This is a genomic window from Lacihabitans lacunae (assembly GCF_042649125.1).
Classification (GTDB): domain Bacteria; phylum Bacteroidota; class Bacteroidia; order Cytophagales; family Spirosomataceae; genus Leadbetterella; species Leadbetterella lacunae.
On the sequence record NZ_JBHRYQ010000001.1, the window covers coordinates 4,514,686 to 4,535,452 of the forward strand.

General features: G+C 33.9%; 15 protein-coding genes. 2 read left to right on the top strand and 13 right to left on the bottom strand.

What is annotated here, in order from left to right:
* Window positions 1-60 precede the first annotated feature (60 nt).
* The 4 genes from ACFOOI_RS19300 to ACFOOI_RS19315 form a co-directional block, all read right to left on the bottom strand.
* Window positions 61-300 (bottom strand): hypothetical protein, encoded by a 240-nt coding sequence (locus ACFOOI_RS19300; protein WP_379839724.1) that lies wholly within the window; start codon window positions 298-300, stop codon window positions 61-63.
* A 203-nt stretch (window positions 301-503) separates the two neighbouring features.
* Window positions 504-965, bottom strand: a complete 462-nt coding sequence (locus ACFOOI_RS19305) for a hypothetical protein (protein WP_379839725.1) — start codon at window positions 963-965, stop codon at window positions 504-506.
* A 75-nt stretch (window positions 966-1,040) separates the two neighbouring features.
* The gene (locus ACFOOI_RS19310) at window positions 1,041-1,169 is read right to left on the bottom strand and encodes a hypothetical protein (RefSeq protein ID WP_379839726.1); all 129 of its coding nucleotides are present in this window, start codon (window positions 1,167-1,169) and stop codon (window positions 1,041-1,043) included.
* A gap of 143 nt (window positions 1,170-1,312) precedes the next feature.
* Window positions 1,313-4,369, bottom strand: coding sequence for an SdrD B-like domain-containing protein (locus tag ACFOOI_RS19315; protein WP_379839727.1), 3,057 nt, complete (start codon window positions 4,367-4,369; stop codon window positions 1,313-1,315).
* Window positions 4,370-4,861: 492 nt separating this feature from the next.
* Here ACFOOI_RS19315 and ACFOOI_RS19320 point away from each other — a divergent pair, with 492 nt between their 5' ends.
* Together ACFOOI_RS19320 and ACFOOI_RS19325 are read left to right on the top strand one after the other, a co-directional pair.
* Complete coding sequence (locus ACFOOI_RS19320; protein WP_379839728.1) at window positions 4,862-6,817, top strand: T9SS type B sorting domain-containing protein; 1,956 nt, start codon at window positions 4,862-4,864, stop codon at window positions 6,815-6,817.
* A 392-nt stretch (window positions 6,818-7,209) separates the two neighbouring features.
* Window positions 7,210-10,425, top strand: coding sequence for a WD40/YVTN/BNR-like repeat-containing protein (locus tag ACFOOI_RS19325; RefSeq protein ID WP_379839729.1), 3,216 nt, complete (start codon window positions 7,210-7,212; stop codon window positions 10,423-10,425).
* Window positions 10,426-10,979: 554 nt separating this feature from the next.
* On the opposite strand, the gene ACFOOI_RS19330 is transcribed toward ACFOOI_RS19325, so the two are convergent.
* The 9 genes from ACFOOI_RS19330 to ACFOOI_RS19370 all read right to left on the bottom strand — a co-directional run bounded on the left by ACFOOI_RS19330 (window position 10,980) and on the right by ACFOOI_RS19370 (window position 20,714).
* Window positions 10,980-11,435, bottom strand: coding sequence for a hypothetical protein (locus tag ACFOOI_RS19330; RefSeq protein ID WP_379839730.1), 456 nt, complete (start codon window positions 11,433-11,435; stop codon window positions 10,980-10,982).
* 183 nt (window positions 11,436-11,618) lie between these two features.
* Window positions 11,619-11,783: a hypothetical protein gene (locus ACFOOI_RS19335; RefSeq protein WP_379839731.1), complete on the bottom strand. Its 165-nt coding sequence runs from the start codon at window positions 11,781-11,783 to the stop codon at window positions 11,619-11,621.
* Between the two features lie 99 nt (window positions 11,784-11,882).
* Window positions 11,883-12,581, bottom strand: a complete 699-nt coding sequence (locus tag ACFOOI_RS19340) for a hypothetical protein (RefSeq protein WP_379839732.1) — start codon at window positions 12,579-12,581, stop codon at window positions 11,883-11,885.
* 397 nt (window positions 12,582-12,978) lie between these two features.
* Window positions 12,979-13,380 carry a hypothetical protein gene (locus ACFOOI_RS19345; protein WP_379839733.1) on the bottom strand — a complete coding sequence of 134 codons (402 nt, stop codon included), beginning with the start codon at window positions 13,378-13,380 and terminating at the stop codon, window positions 12,979-12,981.
* The gene (locus tag ACFOOI_RS19350) at window positions 13,370-13,768 is read right to left on the bottom strand and encodes a hypothetical protein (RefSeq protein ID WP_379839734.1); all 399 of its coding nucleotides are present in this window, start codon (window positions 13,766-13,768) and stop codon (window positions 13,370-13,372) included. Before ACFOOI_RS19350 ends, ACFOOI_RS19345 begins: the two co-directional genes overlap by 11 nt.
* A gap of 110 nt (window positions 13,769-13,878) precedes the next feature.
* Window positions 13,879-14,439 (bottom strand): hypothetical protein, encoded by a 561-nt coding sequence (locus ACFOOI_RS19355; RefSeq protein WP_379839735.1) that lies wholly within the window; start codon window positions 14,437-14,439, stop codon window positions 13,879-13,881.
* 847 nt (window positions 14,440-15,286) lie between these two features.
* A complete protein-coding gene (locus ACFOOI_RS19360; RefSeq protein ID WP_379839737.1) occupies window positions 15,287-17,791 on the bottom strand; it encodes a hypothetical protein in 2,505 nt (834 codons plus the stop codon).
* A gap of 602 nt (window positions 17,792-18,393) precedes the next feature.
* The gene (locus tag ACFOOI_RS19365) at window positions 18,394-19,128 is read right to left on the bottom strand and encodes a response regulator (RefSeq protein WP_379839738.1); all 735 of its coding nucleotides are present in this window, start codon (window positions 19,126-19,128) and stop codon (window positions 18,394-18,396) included.
* Entirely contained in the window at window positions 19,125-20,714 is a 1,590-nt protein-coding gene (locus ACFOOI_RS19370) for a histidine kinase dimerization/phosphoacceptor domain -containing protein (protein ID WP_379839739.1), read from the bottom strand. The genes ACFOOI_RS19365 and ACFOOI_RS19370 overlap by 4 nt, the downstream gene beginning before the upstream one ends.
* Window positions 20,715-20,767 lie beyond the last annotated feature (53 nt).

The following is a 20,767-nucleotide window of genomic DNA, read 5'->3' on the forward strand; positions in this document are numbered from 1 at the left end:
TAAAAATTACCATTCAGTATTTTAACATTTGTTACTGTTGTAGTCTTTGGTGTACCTGAATTATAGATCAAATTTGTCCATTTCCCTAGCTCTGCTTAGTCTTATGACTAAGTAGCTGCGACATTCGGTCTTCAGACCGTTACAAGGAAGGAAGGCATTTCCAGTCAAGTATCCAATGTTGTCGTTCTTATCGTAGCCTAGTGTGCCATTATGCATAGTTGTGCTTATGCCTTCGGCAAGTGTTCCTGTGAAGGTATCTTCCATGGTGCGGTTTTGACAATATGTTAAACGGTTTTTCAAATGTTTTTTCTTTACTTACTGTTTTCTGCAGCTAAAATCCGCTTTACACACATACGAAGGAAATAACCTTCGCAAAGCTGGAGTTTGGGCGATATGTTATTGTTTTGTTCAGATGGTGTTTTTTTAATTTTTATTTCAACTGCTAAAGTAAAGGAAGAGAGGTATTGCCTTCTAGAAAAATAAATTTAAATTGTAAATACAAATCATTTTTTATTTTTCACTTCAAATGCTACCAAAATACCATCTAAAAATGATTCTTCCGATTCAGAGATTATGCCCTCTTGCTTATAAGGTCCAATTAAATCCTTTATAAAGTCATATTCAATATGACTTTTAACTTTCCCTCGTTTTAAAATCTTAGCTAATTTATTTTCCCTTTTATAAGGTAGTCCTTCTTCCCTAATTATCTTCCAAAATTCCTCCACCGTTTGTCCTGAGCCTTCTTGAAAATAAGTAAAAACATCTTGATACTCATATTTTAGGCTTGACAAATTATTATATGGAGGCTTCCTGTCTATTAAACCACTTTTAGTTTGATTTGTACATAATACAAACCAATCAATATCGGATTGTTTCCAATTTTTGGGTGAGTAATTTGTGTAAGCTTCGATTGCTATATCGCATGCCTTACGTAAATTTTCTATTTCTGTTTGATATTTTGTCATGATATTAAGGTAAAAATTTCCTTCCGAACCCCGCTCTGCTTAGTCTTATGGCCAAGTTGCTGCGACATTCGGTCTTCAGACCGTTACAAGGAAGGCATTTTCAGTCAAGTAGCCAATGTTGCCGTTCTTGTCATAGCCTTGTGTGCCATTATGCATAGTTGTGCTTATGCCTTCGGCAAGTGTTCCTGTGAAGGTATCTTCCATGAGGCGGTTTTGACAATATGTTAAACGGTTTTTCAAATGGTTTCTTTTTTTAATTTACTTTCTGTTTTATGCGGGTGAAACCCGCTTTACACACGTACTAAGGAAATATCCTTCGCAAAGCGAGGTTTGCATCTCAAAAGTCCTTACGGAGACAATATTTTTTTGATTGATATGGGGACACAAATCACGTTTTCGCATTTAGCAGAAAATGCTATGTCAATGTCTGTGAAACTTTTTTGAGATGTGTTACTTAGGTCAATCACTATTGGCTCTGTATCAAGGGAGCCTGGGTAAAGGTCTGAGTCCGTGCCAATGTTGTTTCCTTGCTTTACTAGAGTCGAAACTTGGAGGTTTTTTGGAATTGAAGTACTTACTAGTTTTATTTTGTATGTGCCAGATTCTAGGTTGGCGAATCCAAATGCACCGGATGCATCGGTGGTGTCCTTGGCGAGTAGATTACCATCTAAATATAGCTCAATGATAATATCGCCTACGCCATTCTCATTTTGGTCTTGGAGCCCGTTGTTGTTGGCATCTAGCCAAACGTAGTCGCCTAAGCTACCTTTGGTGTTGTCTATTGTAAATCCGGCCGCCAAAGAAAAGTCTTTATTAAGGGTACTGGTGGGTGATACTACAATATCAAAAACATATGGATTTTCGTTGTTTAAGTCGGAATCTAAATTTTTATTTTCACCTACAAAAGGTATTGTGGGCATATAACCAGAAGGAGTATGAATTTTTAAATTATAAGTTCCAGATGTTACTTGATCAAAAATAACCTTTCCTGTAGTATCAGTTACACTACTTGTCAAAAGAGAATCAGAAATGTATAAATCTACCGGTACTTCTGATAATGGTGGTTCGTTAGTTTCTTGAAGGCCGTTTCCATTAATGTCATCCCAAACATACAAGCCAATTTGACCTGTCCATATTACTAAGCGAGTATCTATATTTTGAATCTCTCTTTTAAAGTCATTGTAGACTGTAGAATTGTCAACTTCAATAATAAAAGTTGTTCCAGTAGAATCTGTTTGGGAGCTGTCAAAAAAGCCACCAACATACTGATTTGTTGCCTTAAAGCCTTGAGGAATATCGACTTTTACCAAATATTTGCCATTCGGCAGGTTTTTAAAAATATATTCTCCATACGGTCCGGTTATTGTGCTATCAAGTTTATTAAATGCTAAATCTAAAAGGTAAACTTTGAACTTGGGTACAGAATTGTATGTTTTCAAATCGTTAAATGTCCCATTTAGCAATGCCACTCGACCTGATATTAAGCCTAATTTTTTTATAAAGCCTTGATTTATAGATAGGTTATCTATGATGCTATTGTTTATGTCAGAAGTAACATTTAGACGAATTTCAAATGTGGAGTCTATTTTGCAATTTTGACAAGGGAAAGGAGAAGAAAATCTAATATTATAAATTCCTTCAGTTACATTGTCGAATTTATAAACTCCATTTAAGTCTGAAAAAGTGGTAGCAATTAAATCCCTTGAAAATAAAGTAGTAAAAAGCTGAACTTTAACTCCAGGAAGATAACCTTCTGTTGATTCTTTTACATTATTTTCATTTTGGTCTTGGTAAACATACCCTCCAAAACTTGCGTTATTTTGATTTGGAATTAAACCTGCATTAAAGTTTTTAATATCTCGACTTGGGTCACCAACAGGTTTTGAAGTATCAATATTTGATCCAATAATGGTTCTCCCGAAATAAATATTATTAGGGTCTGTATATATATATGAATCCGAGGGATTGGTATAATCAAAAACTCTAGTGTAGGTTTTGCCAAAAGGTGTTAAAACTGAAATTAAATAATTCCCAGAAGCTAATCCTGAGAACATATAATTGCCTTCGTAATCTGTTTTTGTTGATGCTAATAAATTAGTATATTGGTTATTTAAATAGATAGTTACATTATTAAGAGCGGGTTCATTTACTGAATACAAACCGTCTTCATTAGTATCAGTCCAAATTTTCCCACTGATTGATCCATAATTGGCGGGTTTATAAATTCCCGCATTTATAACAAAAATATTTTTCTCTTGAATATTACTATTGTTTATTATCGTTGAATTTAGAGTCATGAAAGTAACAGGGTCAAAACTTGAAGCTATGGAGTTTACACCTGTTGTTATGGGGGATATTAAATATTCTTTCGGACAATTTATTAATAAAATATATTCTCCATCTGGAAGTCTACTAAAATTATATCTCCCATATTTATTTGTAAGTTCATTAGCAACTATTTCACTTTTTTCATTGATTGCATAAATCGAAACATTTTTAACTGGTTTCTCTCCAACATCTCTTAACCCATTTTCGTTGGTGTCTTCCCACACTAATCCTCCAATTATGCCCAGCGTGTCAGGTACCACTCCGATATTATAAACAATAGAGGAAGAGTAAGGGGGGTATTTATTTAAGTTTAATCTCTTATAAACCGATGTTGAAATTTCGTTATTTTCATCTATGTAATTTTTATTATATATAGTGCTGAATACTACGTAATATAATCCTTTTGAAATAATTTTTAATTTATACTTGCCATTTGTATCTGTGTAGGCTGTATCAAGACCATTTAAGTTTTCATCGTACAAAATAACTTCAACATCAGTCTCCGGGATTATTTCTTCATCTAATATCCCATTTTCGTTTGTATCATTCCACACTAAGCCTTCTATCGTTTCATATTTTTTATAAACCCCTACATCTATTTTAAAATTATTGTTACTAAGGCTCTCTGTGTCAATATTGTAACCAACCGAAACACCCGTCATAGGGTTAACGTCTGAGTCTTTATTTTCATCAAAAGTTACATTTAAATCATAAACAAGAATATTAGAATAAGGTACTATTTCGTATTGGGTTGGCAAAGAGGCCGACAATGCCTTGATTCTATATACTCCTTTCGATAAATTATTAAAGGCATATGAACCATCGGGTGCGGTAACTACGGTCTTCACAACCGAAAATCCTTCGTATAAGTCAATAGTTACCCCTCCCATTCCTACTTCTGTATCCTCTTTATAAGTATTTTCGTTTTCATCAACCCATACCATTCCACTAATGCTTCCTGTGGCTGCTGAGTTAGTTTGTGCCTTTGAGTTTTGGATAAAAAACAAAGTAAGAATTGTGCAAAATGTGCTTTTTAGGAGCCACAAAATAGTTTCTTTTGGTAATACTTGAGTCATGTCTTTGCAGGCATTAGAATAATTTAAAATTGTGCTTTTTCGGATTTTATTCTGTTTGAATATTTACTGAAAATTGGGCTAAATTCTTTACTTCAAATTGCGAGCCAATTCTTTCCTCAGAAATAAAAAAAGGGGTAGTTTTTTTTGAAATAAATAATTACTGAGCGGTAGTGTTTGTTTTTAAGTGGTTTTGGAGCTTTTGTTAACTAAGGAGTTATTTAACGAGAAAAATATTTCAATTTATTTTAGACTCTCCAAAAACGCAAACTGCTTAGCGAAGTAAAGCCCAACGGAGTAACTTAAATGATAGCATGGGTGTAATTCTACTTCGGTTTCAACTAACAATTGGTTTAAGATAGAGAAATTTTCAATTGCAATTATTTTATGGGCAAAGAGTATTGTCGGAATGATTTTTGAATAAAATTAATCGAAGAAACAAATAGCTTAAAATACATCTTTACCACGCAGTTTTTTACTTTCAAATTTTGCTTTATGAGCTTTATTTATAAAATGCATTTTTCTGATTTTCATAAACACATTTTAGTAGCAACTTTAATTTTACTTTTAAGCCTAAAAAGTCTCGATTCTTTTGCTCAACAAATAGTAGGTGCGGATATTAGTATGGAGGTAAATTCTGACTTTGCTATCTATAATAGAATGATAGTAACTCTAAATTTGTATGTAGCAAACGCTCCGTCTGCCAGTTTTGAGGAAACTTTAAGTGTTTCAAGAAAAACTGATACTAAACCACTTGAGAGTGTTTTAGTCCAGCGTGTAGGGCCTAGTAAATTACTAAACTCTGGAAACCCAAAATGTGTAGAAAATAATGGCGTAAAAATTTTCCATGAAGTCTATGTTGGCGAGTTTTATTTGAATACCATAATATATAAAAAAACTGAAGGGCATTTTATGATATACGATGGGTGTTGTAGGTACCCCGGGCTCGATAACATTGCAAATCCTAGCACAACTCCTATTTCAGTGATATTAGATTTTCCTCCTGCCTATATTCATCCTTTTACGAATAGTTCACCTACTTTTTTAACACCCAATGTTTCGTATATATGTAAAAATGATGCAGCAAGTATAATGCTCGGTGCTAAAGATGGAAATGGGGACGAACTCAGGTATTCGCTTATAGACCCTCTTGGAGGTTTTACCACTGCAGATATGCCCTATTCTGACGAATTAGGGCTCAATAAACCAAACGCTACATGGGCTACTGGATTTAATAAAAATAATCAAATTAAAGGAAGCCCTTCAATGAAAATTGATTCAAAAACAGGAGTATTATCCGTTACTTCTTCAATTTTGGGTTTGTTTACGGTTTCTATTCTTGTTGAAGAATTTCGAAATGGGGTAAAAATTGGTTCAAATAGAAGAGAAGTGGCGATTAATGTCATTGATTGCACGGCTTCAACGGTATCTAAGCCCATTGTGAAAAAAAATGGCGTGGAAGTGAACAAGGTAGAATTATGTATAGGCTCTAGTACAACACTAGAGACAGACAATAATCTAGGTATGAATTTTCAATGGCAAAAAAATGGTCAAAATATTCCAAATGAAAATTCTTTTAATTTAACAGTAGTTGAAAAGGGTGTATATAATGTTATTAAAAGTGATAAAAATACCTGTTTAAGGGAAGCCATTTCTGATAAGGTTGAGGTGATAGATGCCAACCCAGCACCGGTTATAAAAGCAAGTAAGGAATGGGCTTGTGGCACAGAAGATGTAAAAATCGAATTAGTTAGCAATCCTTCGGGTACTTCTGTCGACTGGTATAGTGCGGATAATAGATTAAATATTATAGCTCCATTTATAATTGTAAATAATGATAGTCGAATAAGTGCAAAGTTTGTGTCTCCGAATAGTTGTGGTCAACTTTTTTCAAATGAAGTGCAGGTGATATACGGACAGAAAAAGCCAAGTTTAGTAGTACTTACTTACCCAAATGGGTATAAAATATGTCCAGATGAACTAATTGAAGTCGGCATGACCAACAATGAAGCGTTGCAACAATATAAATGGTACAAAAATAATGTCCCTATTCTAGATGGTTATAATCCAACTATGGTTTTTAGTGATAATGGAATATACAAACTAGAAGTCAGTGAAGGTTCGTGTGAAAAAGCTATTGTAGAGTTTAATGTAACGTATAAAAATGACTGCCCTGTAGAGCCTATACTACAACTTTATTATCCGCAGGTATTTACTCCTAATGGTGATGGGATAAACGATAATTGGGTAGTCTACAATCTTAATTTATTCCCGGATTTTGAGATATTTATTTATGATCGTTGGGGTAAAATAATATTTCATTCTTTAAACGATTTAAACCCGTGGGATGGTAAAAGTAACGGCATAAAAGTGCCGGCCGGAAACTATCCTTTTAAAATAAAAAGACCAGGAGAGCAGGATGTCACGGGCTCTATTGAGGTGTTGTATTAAAGAAAGAGTTAGTGTTATCTATTAAGTCAAATCGCCGCTAGAAAAAAAAGATTTCAAATCCGACCCTTTGAGTGTTTTTGTATTTCTCATTTTAGTTAAAATTCAAGGTTCTTTCAGCTCTCCTTGTATGTTTTATTGTTTTTGTTGGTTCATTTTAGCTTTCTATGGATGAAACCTGACATTCGCATCTATGAAGGAAATGTCAATGGAAAAATTATTTTGCCATCATAAACTTAGCTTAAATACCCGTATTTTTTCATTTAATGCTCAAATGCTAAAGTTAAGGTAGAGCGAATTCTTTTATATCATGAAAGAATTTTTACTCTCGCTTGCAGCTTTTGTATATTATTTTCAAATTGTAGCTTAATCAACAAACCGTTAACCTTATACACATGAAATTAAGATTACTAATCACTTCATTTCTATGCTGCTTTCTGATAGCACCACAGGTTTTTTCTCAAAAAAAATCTAAAAAAACAAAGCTAGAAATCGTAATGCCGGTACCAGCTGCAAAGGTGGATATGGCCCTTTTGAAAAACTATAAATTTAGAAGCATAGGGCCGGGCACTATGTCGGGTAGGGTGACTTCTATAGATGCCGTTTGGGCAAATCCTGACATCATTTATGTAGGAACAGCCTCAGGCGGACTTTGGAAAACCGAGAATGGGGGCACCACTTGGGAATCGATATTTGATAAAAACCCGATCATAAACATTGGTGCGGTGGCTATTCAGCAGTCTAACCCATCGGTGATATGGGCAGGCACAGGAGAAGGGAATCCCCGAAACTCAATAAACCTTGGTGCGGGTATTTTTAAATCTATGGACGGCGGCAAATCTTGGAAGTGCATGGGCTTAGAGAAAACGATAAACATTCACCGAATTCTGATTGACCCCACCAACCCAAATGTGTTATATGCCGGAGCTATAGGAAATCCGTTTGCTTCGCATCCTGAGCGTGGCGTGTTTAAAACTATTAACGGTGGAGAAACATGGGAGAAAATATTATATACCAATGAAAACAGTGGCGTGGGTGATTTTGTGATGGACCCCACCAACCCCAATAAGCTGCTGGTAAATATGTGGGAACACAAACGCACGCCCTACGATTTTAAATCTGGTGGGCCTGGCTCAGGTATGTATATGACCTACGATGGCGGAAAGAACTGGAAAAAACTAAATGATAAAAACGGCCTGCCAAAAGGCGAACTGGGAAGAATGGGAATTGCCATAGCTCCGAGCGACCCCAATGTTATTTACGCCCTTGTAGAATCTAAAAAAAACGCACTCTATAAGTCTTTTAATGGAGGCGAAAAATGGGAAAAAGTAACCGATGACGAAGATATTGCGAATAATCGCCCATTTTATTTTTATGACCTTGCCGTAGACCCTCAAAACGAAAACCGCGTGTATAATATCTATCAAATGATATCACTAAGCGAAGACGGAGGCAAGAGTTTCAAGGTTATAGTGCCATACAGCGGTGTACACCCCGATCACCACGCTTTTTGGATTCACCCGAAAGACCCGAGCTTTATCATCAACGGCAACGACGGCGGCTTGGCGATATCAAGAGACAGAGCTAAAAAATGGCAGTTTTGTGAGTCGATACCCGTAGGGCAGTTTTACCATATAAATGTAGACAACGAAACGCCCTACAATGTATATGGCGGCCTGCAAGACAATGGCTCATGGAAGGGCCCAGCCTATACTTGGAAAACTGGTGGCATAAGAAATCAATATTGGGAGGTTGTATTGTTTGGCGATGGTTTTGACGTTATTCCCGACCCTGAAGACAACCGCTACGGCTGGGCCATGTCGCAAGGGGGTAACTTAGCAAGGTATGATGTGCTTACCGGAGCTTCGGAGTTTTTGAAACCGACCCACCCTAACCCTGCTGTGCGACTAAGATTTAACTGGAATGCCGCCATAGCTCACTACAAAGAAACTAAGACCTTGTATTATGGCTCGCAGTTTTTGCATAGGTCTACAGACAAAGGCTACACTTGGGAGATAGTTTCGCCCGACTTAACCACCAATAATAAAGAGCAAATTAAGGCCTCTGACAACAGTGGAGGCTTGACTTTAGATATTACTTCTGCCGAAAACCACAATACCATTTTGTGTATTGCCCCATCTACTGTGGATAAAAATGTGCTGTGGGTAGGCACCGACGACGGCAGCGTGCAACTAAGCAAAGATGGAGGAAAAACCTGGGAGAAAGTATCCGGCAATATGCCTGGTTTGCCATCTGAAGCGTGGATTCCGCAGATACGAACTTCAAACACCAAGGCTGGCGAGGCTTTTGTGGTCGCAAATAATTACCGAAACGGTGGGGCATTTACGCCATATGTTTATCGTACAAAAGACTTTGGAAAGACTTGGGAGCGTATGGTAGACGAAAGCAAAGTAACAGGCTATGCCTTGAGTGTATTGCAAGATCCTGTGGAGCCCAATCTTATTTTTGTAGGAACAGAGCAAGGTCTGTTTGTGAGTTTCAATGACGGAGCCACCTTTCAGCAATATGAGCATGGTTTTCCTCCGGTAAGTACCATGGACTTGGCCATACAGGAGCGAGAGTCAGACCTTGTGGTAGCCACTTTTGGCCGAGGAATTTTTGTGTTGGATAATATTCAACCATTGAGAGATTTAGCAAAAAACAAAGGCGAGCTAAAAGCCAAATTAAAGATATTTAAACCCAACGATGCTTATTTGGCGGAGATCAAAGATGCACCGGGCATTATGTTTGGGGGCGACGGGATGTATGAAGGAGAAAACAGACAAACGGGAGCTCTCGTGCAATATTATGCAGCACCCAAAGGCAAGAAAAACCCCAAAGACTCTACAAGTATGACCTATAGCGACTCGCTGACCATACAAGTTTTTGACTCAAAAGGTTTGCTTGTGCGTAACTTAAAACAAAAAGTAGACAGTGTGGGCTTTGGTACATTAAAATGGAGACTGGACGAAAAAGGTATGCGTTCGCCTGGTAGCAAAAAACCAAAAGCAACAGATACCGAAAGCGGTGGAATGGACGTATTGCCGGGCATTTATAAAATAGTGGTGAAGATGGATAGCACCTCAGACTCTACTGCGGTTACGGTTAAGTCAGATTTTAGGAAAAACCATAACCTAGCTGATGAAACAGAAAAAAGAGCAGTGATAAAAAGACTACAAAAAAGTACAGAAAAGCTCGTGGCTGCCACAGATCAAATAGAAGAATCGAGCGTAATAGTAGAAAATATACTAGCCCAACTAAAAGGCAACGACAACAAAAGCCTGGATACACTAAGAAAGGCATCGAAAGCTATGGTAGATTCTCTAAAAGCAACCAATGAAATAGTGATGGGTAAGAAATTTACACGCCAAGGCTATGGTAGACCGTACCAAACTACCGCCCCTGCCGCAATAAATGAAGCTTCAGGGTATTTACGTTCTAAAAGTAAAATAGGTAGGGCAGAGATGATTCTTGTAGAAACCGCCGAAGCGGAAACAGCCAAGACGATAGCACGAGTAAACGAGTTTTTTAGCACCCAATGGGCAGCCTACCGCAAACTCGTAGAAAACGCCAAAGTACCTATGTTTAAAGATTACTCAAAAATAGAATAAGTTTTAATAAATGATTGTTAAAACCATCATAAGCCAAGTGAGTGTTTATGGTGGTTTTTTTTTGTGAAAGTTTATAGGTTTCAAAACCCCGGTGGATATGGTTCTTCTCTAGAAGGCTCTTAGTACGATAGAGAGTTAATTTGAAAATCTTAATTGGGTTTGGTGAGTAAAACTTGCTTTAAATAGGAGGGAAGGTGGAACTTTCGATAGTGGGGTGAAGGCAAGGAGACCTTAAGCGAAGGATAGTCTCGTCTTGCACAGCGGGATTTATTTAGTTAACACAAACGGCTCGTTTGGAAACCCATAATTAAACCAATACGAGTAACTGATATATCCGTTTTGTCTTAGCCACAAGTAGCATCAAACATGGTTATGCTAATGCCTTCGGCAATTGTACCTGTGTAAATGCCTTCCATTAGGCGGTTATGACAATATGTTAAACGGGTTTTCAAGTGTTTTTTGTTTTTTTAGTTACTTACTGTTTTCTGCGGTTACAAGCCGCAATTCACACGTACGAAGGCTATAGCCTTAGTACAGCGAGGTAGAGGGGTTTATCATTTACAAATATTTAAATACCAATTATTATCGATTAGTTGTTTTTCAGAAATCGAAATTAGTTTAGTATATATATTGTTTTTAACAAGGACGGGCCATGTATTTCTTTTAAGTAATTCTTCTTTAAAAAGAAAAACATACATTTTTTTTTGCTTCGATTTTTTTACGATTTTTTTCCAATAGTCTTCGCCATGACCAATGGGCAAATCTGTTGAGTTTGCCTTTGAATAAAATGTATAAACTTCATAATTTAAACTTTCTGGAGATTTTGTAATATCGCTGTCAATATACATATCGATGGCATTAACCAGAAGGGAATCTGACGATATTATGTAATCAAAATTATATTCACAATTATTTACAATATGTAAACTATAATCACGACCTACGCAACCTAAAACAATTAAAGTATTAATTGTTAAATAAAGTATGTTTTTTTTACTTCCAATCTGCATTTCTAATAGCATTTAAATAAATTTCATTGATAGGATAATACGAGTGGTTCCAATTTCTAGGTAAATTAAGCATGTAGAAAGATAAAGTATTTGCTTCTTTTTCTGACCAACTATTCATATGCTCTGATGCCGATTTCCCCGCTCTGCTTAGTCTTATGACCAAGCAGCTACGACATTCGGTCTTCAGACCGTTACAAGGAAGGCATTTTCAGTCAAGTAGCCAATGTTGACGTTCTTATCGTAGCCTAGTGTGCCATTATGCATAGTTGTGCTTATGCCTTCGGCTAGGGTGCCTGAGTATAGGCCTTCCAATAGGCGGTTTTGATAATATGTTAAACGGTTTTTCAAATGGTTTCTTTTTTTAATTTACTTTCTGTTTTCTGCGGGTACAACCCGCTTTGCACACCTACGAAGGTACAACCTTCGCAGAGCTGTTTAACCGTAGATTTATTTCGGATACCATTTCAGTATTTGATTAGGACTTTTTAAAGTTCTACAACGAATTTTAAAAAACATGCTATCTACTGGATTGTCAGCGTAATTAAAACGATAATAAAATTCTTCAAATTCCAATTGCAAAAGACTTTTAGGGTTTTTTACTATAATTTTTTCAGACTTTATTTTATTTGAAACAAATCCGAAATGATTTGTCCCCGAAAAACTAACCTCAAACTCTAATGTTGAATTCCATTTTAAGTCGCAAATTTCAACTTTACTTTTAGTAATAATAACAGGGTCCATATCTTTAATATTTAGAATTAATTCATATTTATCCTTAAAATAATTAAAATTTAAAATATCAATAGTAAAACAACTTAAATCACTTTCTAAGTTTTTTATTTTTATAAATTTTAAATAATTAGGTGATGGAAATAAATAAAGGCTCTTATTTTTTTTCCCCCATGTGCCTTCCAAATTCCCATAATTTTTATTCTTTCCATCATTTATTACCGACCCTTTATGAGTAAAATATTTGAATGTAGAATCCCTGTTTAAAAATAATGACGTTCGCAAAATTGCATTTTTCCTGCTTGGATAAAAAGTAGTGTAATCATATTCAAAATGCAATTTAGGACTACATGAATTCAAAGAAATTAATGAAAAAATCGTTATCGCACTCATCCTTATACTTAATCTAAAAATCATTTTTTACAATTAAACTTTATAATTTACTTTTTAATCACATTATTCTTCCAATCACTAACAACTCTATTTAATTCGATAAATATTCTTGATTGAACCCGCTCTGCTTAGTCTTATGATTAAGTAGCTGCGACATTCGGTCTTCAGACCGCTACAAGGAAGCCATTTCCAGTCAAGTATCCAATGTTTCCGTTTTTGTCGTAGCCTTGTGTGTCATTATGCATAGTTGTGCTAATGTCTTCGGCAATTGTGCCTGTTTACAGGCCTTCCATGAGGCGGTTTTGACAATATGTTAAACGGTTTTTCAAGTGTTTTTTGTTTTATTTACTTACTTTTTTCTGCGGGTACAAGCCGCTATCCGCATGCACGAAGGAAATATTCTTCGCACACCCAGATTACTTCATTTCATTGAAACATTATCTAATCCATACGGTATTTCAACCCATCCATTTGTTGGAATAAATTTTAAAGTATCTGGAACATGAACATCTCTTATTATTTTAACTATTTTTGGATTTCCACAAGAGACTTTTATAAAGTATCTTGAGTTCAACTGATTAATATTACTCATATCACCTGCACCTCCATTTTTGTACATTACTGAATTATATTCGTAAGCAAATAATGGAGAGCTTCCTCCTTCAAAATCGGATTCAAAACCAATAACTCTACATATCGATATTCTATAGCATTTTTCTAATTTATTTTCAAAGTAAATAAATAAAATAACCAAAATAACCAGAAAGGGTAATCCAACATTCAATACATTCTTGTATTCATTCTTTAAATTTTTATTTTCCATTAATTAAAGCATTTTTTATTTCATTACTAAAAGACTTCGAAAGAACTTGACTATAAATATTCACAGCTTCATTATAAAATGGTTTTACTGCTTCATTATATCCATTGGTTAATTTTCCCAAACCATAATTTAAGGCAAATCTTCCTACAAAATCCTCACCTGAATAACTTTTTGTTCTAAAACCGGAATTAGATAATTCTAACGTAAACGCTGCATTTAAAGTAGATCTTGCTCCTAAACCCGCTCTGCTTAGTCTTATTATTAAGTAGCTGCGACATTCGGTCTTCAGACCGTTATAAGGCACCGTTTCCAGCCAAGGGAATGCCCTAAACTTAATTTTTTTGAATTTTATTCTTTGACCACTATGAAATACATTTCTTTTCGCCATTCATTTTAATGATACTGTTTTTGACTTTACCCTTTCTGCGGGTAAAACCCGTAATTCACAACTTCGAAGGCACAGCCTACGTAGAGCAAAGCAACTATCGTAGAGCTGCATTACTTTTTTAAACCATTCAACATTAAAGAATCTAATTCAGCATTTAGACTTTCTCTTTTTTTACTAGGTTTTAAACCTATTAAATTTAATGCTGAATATTCAAAGTATTCTTTTTCTTTAATTTCACCTTTTCTAATTAATCGATTACGAATCCAAACACTATAATTGTAAAAATCATTTAATGATTTGTTATAATTTGATATTTCGTTTTTGCAATTGTAAACAAATAGATATTTTTTGGAATTAATATTATCACCTATAGCCGAAATAATTATGGAATCAATTTCATAAATTTTATCACATAGTTGAAAGTCTTTGATATTGTCCTGATAATTATTCACAAATAATATATTTTCAAACAATTTATTTTTCAAAATGCTATCATTTTCAGTTTCAAGTTTTAGAGTAATAGATTGCACATTTTCTTTTAATCTATTTATTAGTAGTTTTTCTTTTTTGCAAACTTCTAAATCAAAAGTAAAAACATTTTTCTTCACTCTATGATAACTATAAACAATCACTAGAGCGGATATTAGAATTAGAATTATTATCTTTTTCATATTTATATTAATGACCCCGCAATGCGAAGGTTTCAGTTTCGAACGTGTGACCTCTGGCTTTCAGCCTGAGCGTTTATAATCCTTTGGTACAATTTATTTCAATAATAATACCTTTTTTCATTGATGTGAATTATTAAATCCGAAACTAAAATTACAGCCATAATGCTCTCTCTCCAATTTTAAATAGGGAATACTTTTTGTAAAAAAAATGACCTTAACTTATAAGAGACCACATGATGTTTAATCAAATGCATTGGTTAAAATCCTAACTTGATTACTTTCTGTGGTTATTATTCTTTTTCTCTCACCCATATATTCTAAATCACAAAATCGGGGCTAGATAAAAATGGTTTCCAATCCGATATTCTGCATGTTTTTGTGTTTTTTCATATAGGGGGGTCTTGTTTTTATGTGCCATAATGGAGTTTTGCTGTGTGCTCGGATTTTTAAATGATTTATATTTTTTCATTTCAAATTGTGTGCCAAATACATCATGGTAATTAGAATGGTAATTAGAAATGAAATTAGAAAAAACAAGGGTGAAATACGCTAATGTTTTTGTGAGTCAGGTGGCTTCAGTAAAATGTGGAATCCGTAAGGTTCTGAACGCAATAAATATTTTTTGGAAGTTTTGGATTATAGGAGTTGAAAATACAAAACTCCAAATTTTCAAAGGATTTCTAAAACCCCCAGAAACCAAAAAAAGCACTCAAATTGAGTGCTTTTTGCGGTCCGGACGGGACTATGTAATGCTTTGATTTACAGATTGTTAAGTCTTTTGCAATTAAATAGTTACAAAATGGTAGCATAATTTCATTTTTTTCTGATTAAATATTGAGAATGTCTATTAATCAACGTCTTTCAAATTGGGGTAAATGCTAAATTCATTAAAATTTTCTTCAATGAAACTGTTAACTGCATCTCTTAGTTTTTGAACGTTTTTCGCAAAATTTCTATTCTTTTTTTCAGATTGGAAATATTCTTTTATTCTTTGATCATTTATTTTGGAGTTTATGAGAATACAATTCGCAATACACACAGCGAGTTTGATTCTATAACCATTAAGCTTATCTTCTTTTTCTAAATCTGATTTTATGTCTTGTTTAGAGTTTCTTTTAGAAAACTTGGTTTTATATTCGCCAAACTCTTGTATAAAGAATTTCTCTGTTTCCTCAAATAATGAGGAGTAATAATTGAGTTTTTCACTACTGTTTTTAGGATTCTTTAAAACTTCATTTATTATTTTTTCAATAGATTCTATTGCTGTTTTTACTTCATATGGGGGCCATTTTACAACATTTTTTACACTTAACCCCATGTTTAATGGATCTTGCAGGCTCTTTTTGAAATTTTTATAAATTATTTGAATTTGCTTATTAGAATGTTCTTTCCATGTAAGGTGAAGCCAGTGCTTTATTAATTCAAGGTTTTCATATTTTGATTCTACAATATTATCAAGTGCATAATAAAGTAAAGAAATTTCACGAATATCGTTCCACCCGCCTATTTTTTCAGAAAAAGATTTAAGCTCTTTTTTTTCATTCATATTAATAGAGTCTATTTTTTCTTTCTTTTCCTTTTTTAATGAAACTGGGAAGTATGTATCTAGCTCAAATTCTGGAGCAAAACAATTGTCAGTTCGGCCATCTAAAGTGTTTTCTTCTTTGTATTTTGCGGTTAATGAAAGTAGAATTGCTTTTTGATTAATATCAATCTTATCGGTAGGAATGAATATTTCCTTGTTGGGATTGTTTGAATCTTTCCATAAACCAATTACATGTTTTGTTTTATCATTATCAAAATTAGACTCGGAACCTTGAATCTTTGACCGCTTGGCCATACCTAAAGATGTTAAACTTAAGACAGATGTTCCTGGATCATCTGCTAATACTGTTGCGTACCGTGCTGGCCACCTATTTGAAAGCTGTGGGCCATCACTTAATAATGCCATTAATAAAGTGGGGCCGATTCCTCTAATTACTTCAGCAACGGGCTCGAGTCGTGCTAAGTCTTCACATATTAGTGCCGTAATGGAAAGCCAAGAATTTGGGGCTAAAATTGTTAATTTCCTTTGACTACTCGCTATATATTCAAACCAATTTCTTTGTGTTGTCATTTTTGTAGATAATTGATATTGAATTAATTGATTTTTATCAAGCCTCCATCTATGATGTTTTCTTTGATTTAAATCATACCACCTACCAGCGAAATAGTTAGCAATCTTAACTTCATTGTTATACATATCATTAATGTTTTCAAATTCAGTAAAACCATCGCTAAATATCCCTGCAATAACTATTGGTAAATACTTGATTTTTTTTCTGTTTTTAAACATCAACATTAACAAATAGTCATATTCATTCTTAGTAAGGGAAAGTTCTGGAAAAACTACAATATGGATACGGTTAAACCTGTCTCTTAATTCAATTAGTTTTTCAACAATTGAATGAATTAAGATTAATCTATCTTCCTTAAATTCCTCAATATTAACCTTAAAATACCTAGCAGGATGGTTTTTAGGAGGCACAACTGAGAAATCTCTTGAATGAACTTCGAATGGAATTGGAACTGCAAGAACATTTAATGTCTTTTCATTTGTATCTAGCCAAGGAATTGTTCTCCAAACAACTTCAGTTTCAGTTAAATGGTAGGTTAAATGAAATGATAGACTCCTAAGCGATTGTCCTTGTTGGGGTGTTCTGTATTTTGGAAGAACGACACCGTTTAATTTATTCAATGTGCTTAAAGATCCACTTGATGTTAATAAAAAATTACCAATTGTAATTGCCAAAAGAATATCTGAATCTTCAGAGTAGTTTTCATCTACAATACCCATCGTGGCAGAAGCAAGGTCGGAAATTGAATGTAAGTCTACAATAGCTTTTGCTAATTCTCTTGCTTTTTTGGCAGTTTCAATATAAGAATCTTCGAAGTTTATTATGGGGTCAGAAACCACAATTCTTAAATGGATCAATTCAAAATCTATTAATCTTTTAACCACGTTAAATGCTTCCTCAAAAAAACTATCCGCTTTAGTTCCCTCTAAGGTTTCACTATCAATTATATCATGTTGGAAAAAAGGTGAGAATTCATGACTTTCGTCTTTAATTAAGCACCCTACATTTTTAATCCAATGGTCTGCTTCGTCCTCTAATAGGAGGTTTCTTTGAGTGAAATTCCACTCTAATTCTTCAATTTGGCAGACTCTGTAGCTTCCAGTACGATGAAGGATAATTGAGGTTAAAGCGAACAAGTTAGGTGGCCAATATAACCATTCAAAGAGGTCTTCAGAATTGGTTAAATTGCGAATTAATTGTCGGATTGTGAAGTTGCTTTCGTTTTCTGAGTACATTTTTTATTGGGTTGAAAAGTTGAAATTAACAGATAAAATTATCAGTAATTCATAACATCCCTACTTCGAAAACTCCTCACTTCATTCTGTTATGATTAGACCTGAATATAAATATATTTTGAGTTTTTTTATAAACCTATTGATTCTGATCAAACAGCTAAAAGTCAGTATTTTAATTAAGAAATGCAATATTTTTTTATTATTCGGTAAAGCACATAAGATATTTAGATAAATATTTTATTCAATTGTTATTGTGAAAGAGATTTAGGTCAAAATTTTTATTGTCCATAATTTAATAAAACTTTTGATTTAAATAGATGTACTTTTTAAACACTCTTTATTAAGTGCATAAAGCAAAATAGCCATTCTATATAAATGATTCTACAACTTTTTGTTTTTCTTGGCTGCTCCAGATTTTTCGATGTTTGTTAATAATACTATAAATAACTATGGTTACAGAATTTTGTCTATTCAATTAGGAGGGTAAATTTTTTTTTATTCTGAAATTAACAATTCTAGAGAGCTAATTATTAACAACTAAACTTGATTGTCAATACCTTTTTTTTATACTATTGTATCCCAAATAATGATTTACATATCCATCATTTCGGTCTACGAATTGGTTTTACTAACCGAAGAAAATCAGAGTTGGCACTTACTTTTAATTTAATTATTAATGGTAATCCATTTAATTCAACTTGCCCATCGAATACTTCATTCATAAAATCCAGGTTTATTAATGCTGAACGTGAAATTTTAACAAATTTTGGTTCATAAAAAAATTGTTCTAAATAACCTAAGTTCACAGAAAAGCGTTCGGGCATTTTTTTGCCAGTTAAATAAATATCAGTAAGGGACTGACGAGCATGCAAATAAACTACATCATGTTTATTGATTTTTTTTATTCCACTTTGGATTGGCATAAATATAAATGGATTATAACTCAACTCATGATTTTCTTCAATATTATGGTTGTCAAAGGCTAGCCGCAATTGTAAATCCAGTTCCCTTACTTTAAAAGGCTTTATTAGATATGCCGCTGGATTGGTTTCTTTAGCGTTTTGAAAATTTGTATCATCATCGTGTGATGTTAGGAAAATGAAAGGAAATTTGTGGTTTTCGTTTACATAATGAGCAAAATCAATTCCCGTTTGTTTTTCATTCAGATCAATATCAATTAATGCAACATCGAACTGTTCAAATTCAACAGCACGAATAGCCTCATCTACAGTTCTGCAGACCCTTGGAGGTGGATGTCCAGTGTTAGTGAGAGTAACTTTTAAATCACGTCCTGCTATGACACAATCTTCCAAAATAAGTATTCTTAGGAACTTCATAAAGTTTTACTTTTAAAAAATGAGAATAAAATTGTATTATCATTTATAAGTTCAATATTTCCGTTTAGTTGCTCAATTTGCATCAAAATCATTTCGTATCCAAAACCTCGTTTGTTTGCAGAAGAAAAAATATCTTGAGGAATGCCTATACTTGAATCGGTATATTTAATAATAAGTTTATCTTCCTGTAATTGGGAAGAAATGGTAATAGCATTTCCAAATGCGTATTTGCATGAGTTCATAGTCAATTCAGTGATAATTAAACCAATACTCAACGCTTGGTCGGGTGATATGAGTATATCGCTAAGTTCGAATGATGTTTCGGTATCATCTGCTTGGCAACTGTCTAATACATTAGAAACAATATCCTCAACAAATGATGCCAAATTTGTATGTAGGAATTTTTGCCCACTATATAGTGTTCGTTGCAAGATGGCCATACTTTCAATTCGAAGCTGAATTCCTTCTATTTCTGATTTATTTGTTCCATCTTTTTGTAAATCTTTTTGCACATTTAACATACTCGAAATAAATTGGAGGTTGTTCTTAACCCTGTGGTTTTGTTCAACTAATAATAAGGCATTTTTCTTACTTATTCGTTTATTTATTTTCATTAATCTAAATAAATTGAACGCCCCAATCAATACTCCAATTATTACTACGGCACTGAGTATTAACAACCATCTTTGTAAACGTAATTTTGCTTCTTTGACTGTTAGGTCAGTCTGTTGTTTTCTGAGCTGAGCTTCTTTTTTTTCGGTTTCATATTCTATTTGAAGTTTACTAATAGAGGCTTTGCGGTCAGCGGTTAGTTTGTCTATTTCATGTGCTTTTAATTTTCTATAAAAAGCTAAACATGTCTTAAAATCGCCTACACCTTCATAAAAACTTACGTTTGTCTTTAAATAACTATGGATTAAATCATTGTGATTGTTAAACTGTTTCAAATAAATGGCTTCTGCTTTTTTTATTAATTTTTTAGCTTTTACAAAATTTTTAAACTTAATTTCAATTTCGGCACCAGTAAGTAGTGATAATGTATACAAATAGACTGTACTGTCTTGATCTCCAAAATAAGCAATTGCTTTAGAAATATATCTTCTTGATTCCTCGATATTGCCCCATTTTTCATAGCCTCCAGCAGCAATTAACAACTCATGGGCATCTGCATAATTAATTATTTTTTGTTTATCTATAGTCCGGATATAATAGGCTGGATCTTCAAATAAGTTTCTAAACTGGCGGTAAGCTTTTTTAGACTTAGACGCCAAAATTACAATTCGTGCTTTTTCGAAATACTCCTCTTTTTCATTTTTTAATCCAAGTACTTGCGAAATTCCTCCAAGACGAACGTACAACCGACCGAGGGCGTAGGTAGGCTTTTTACTCTCAAGCAACCGTAACGATTTATTAAACCACTTAGCCGCTTCTATTAAGTCTACAGGTTGTACTTTCTTGCCATTTTGATAAAACTTTTCTGCCAATAAAGCAGTATCTCGACTGATTGTAGCATACGACTCCGCTTCCTCATTAAGGATTGGGGCATTGGTTTGAGCATAGGTAGGAATTATTGCTTTTATCAGCAACAAAAAAAATAATTTAGTATAAAATGTGGGTCTAAAAACTTTCAAAATTACAG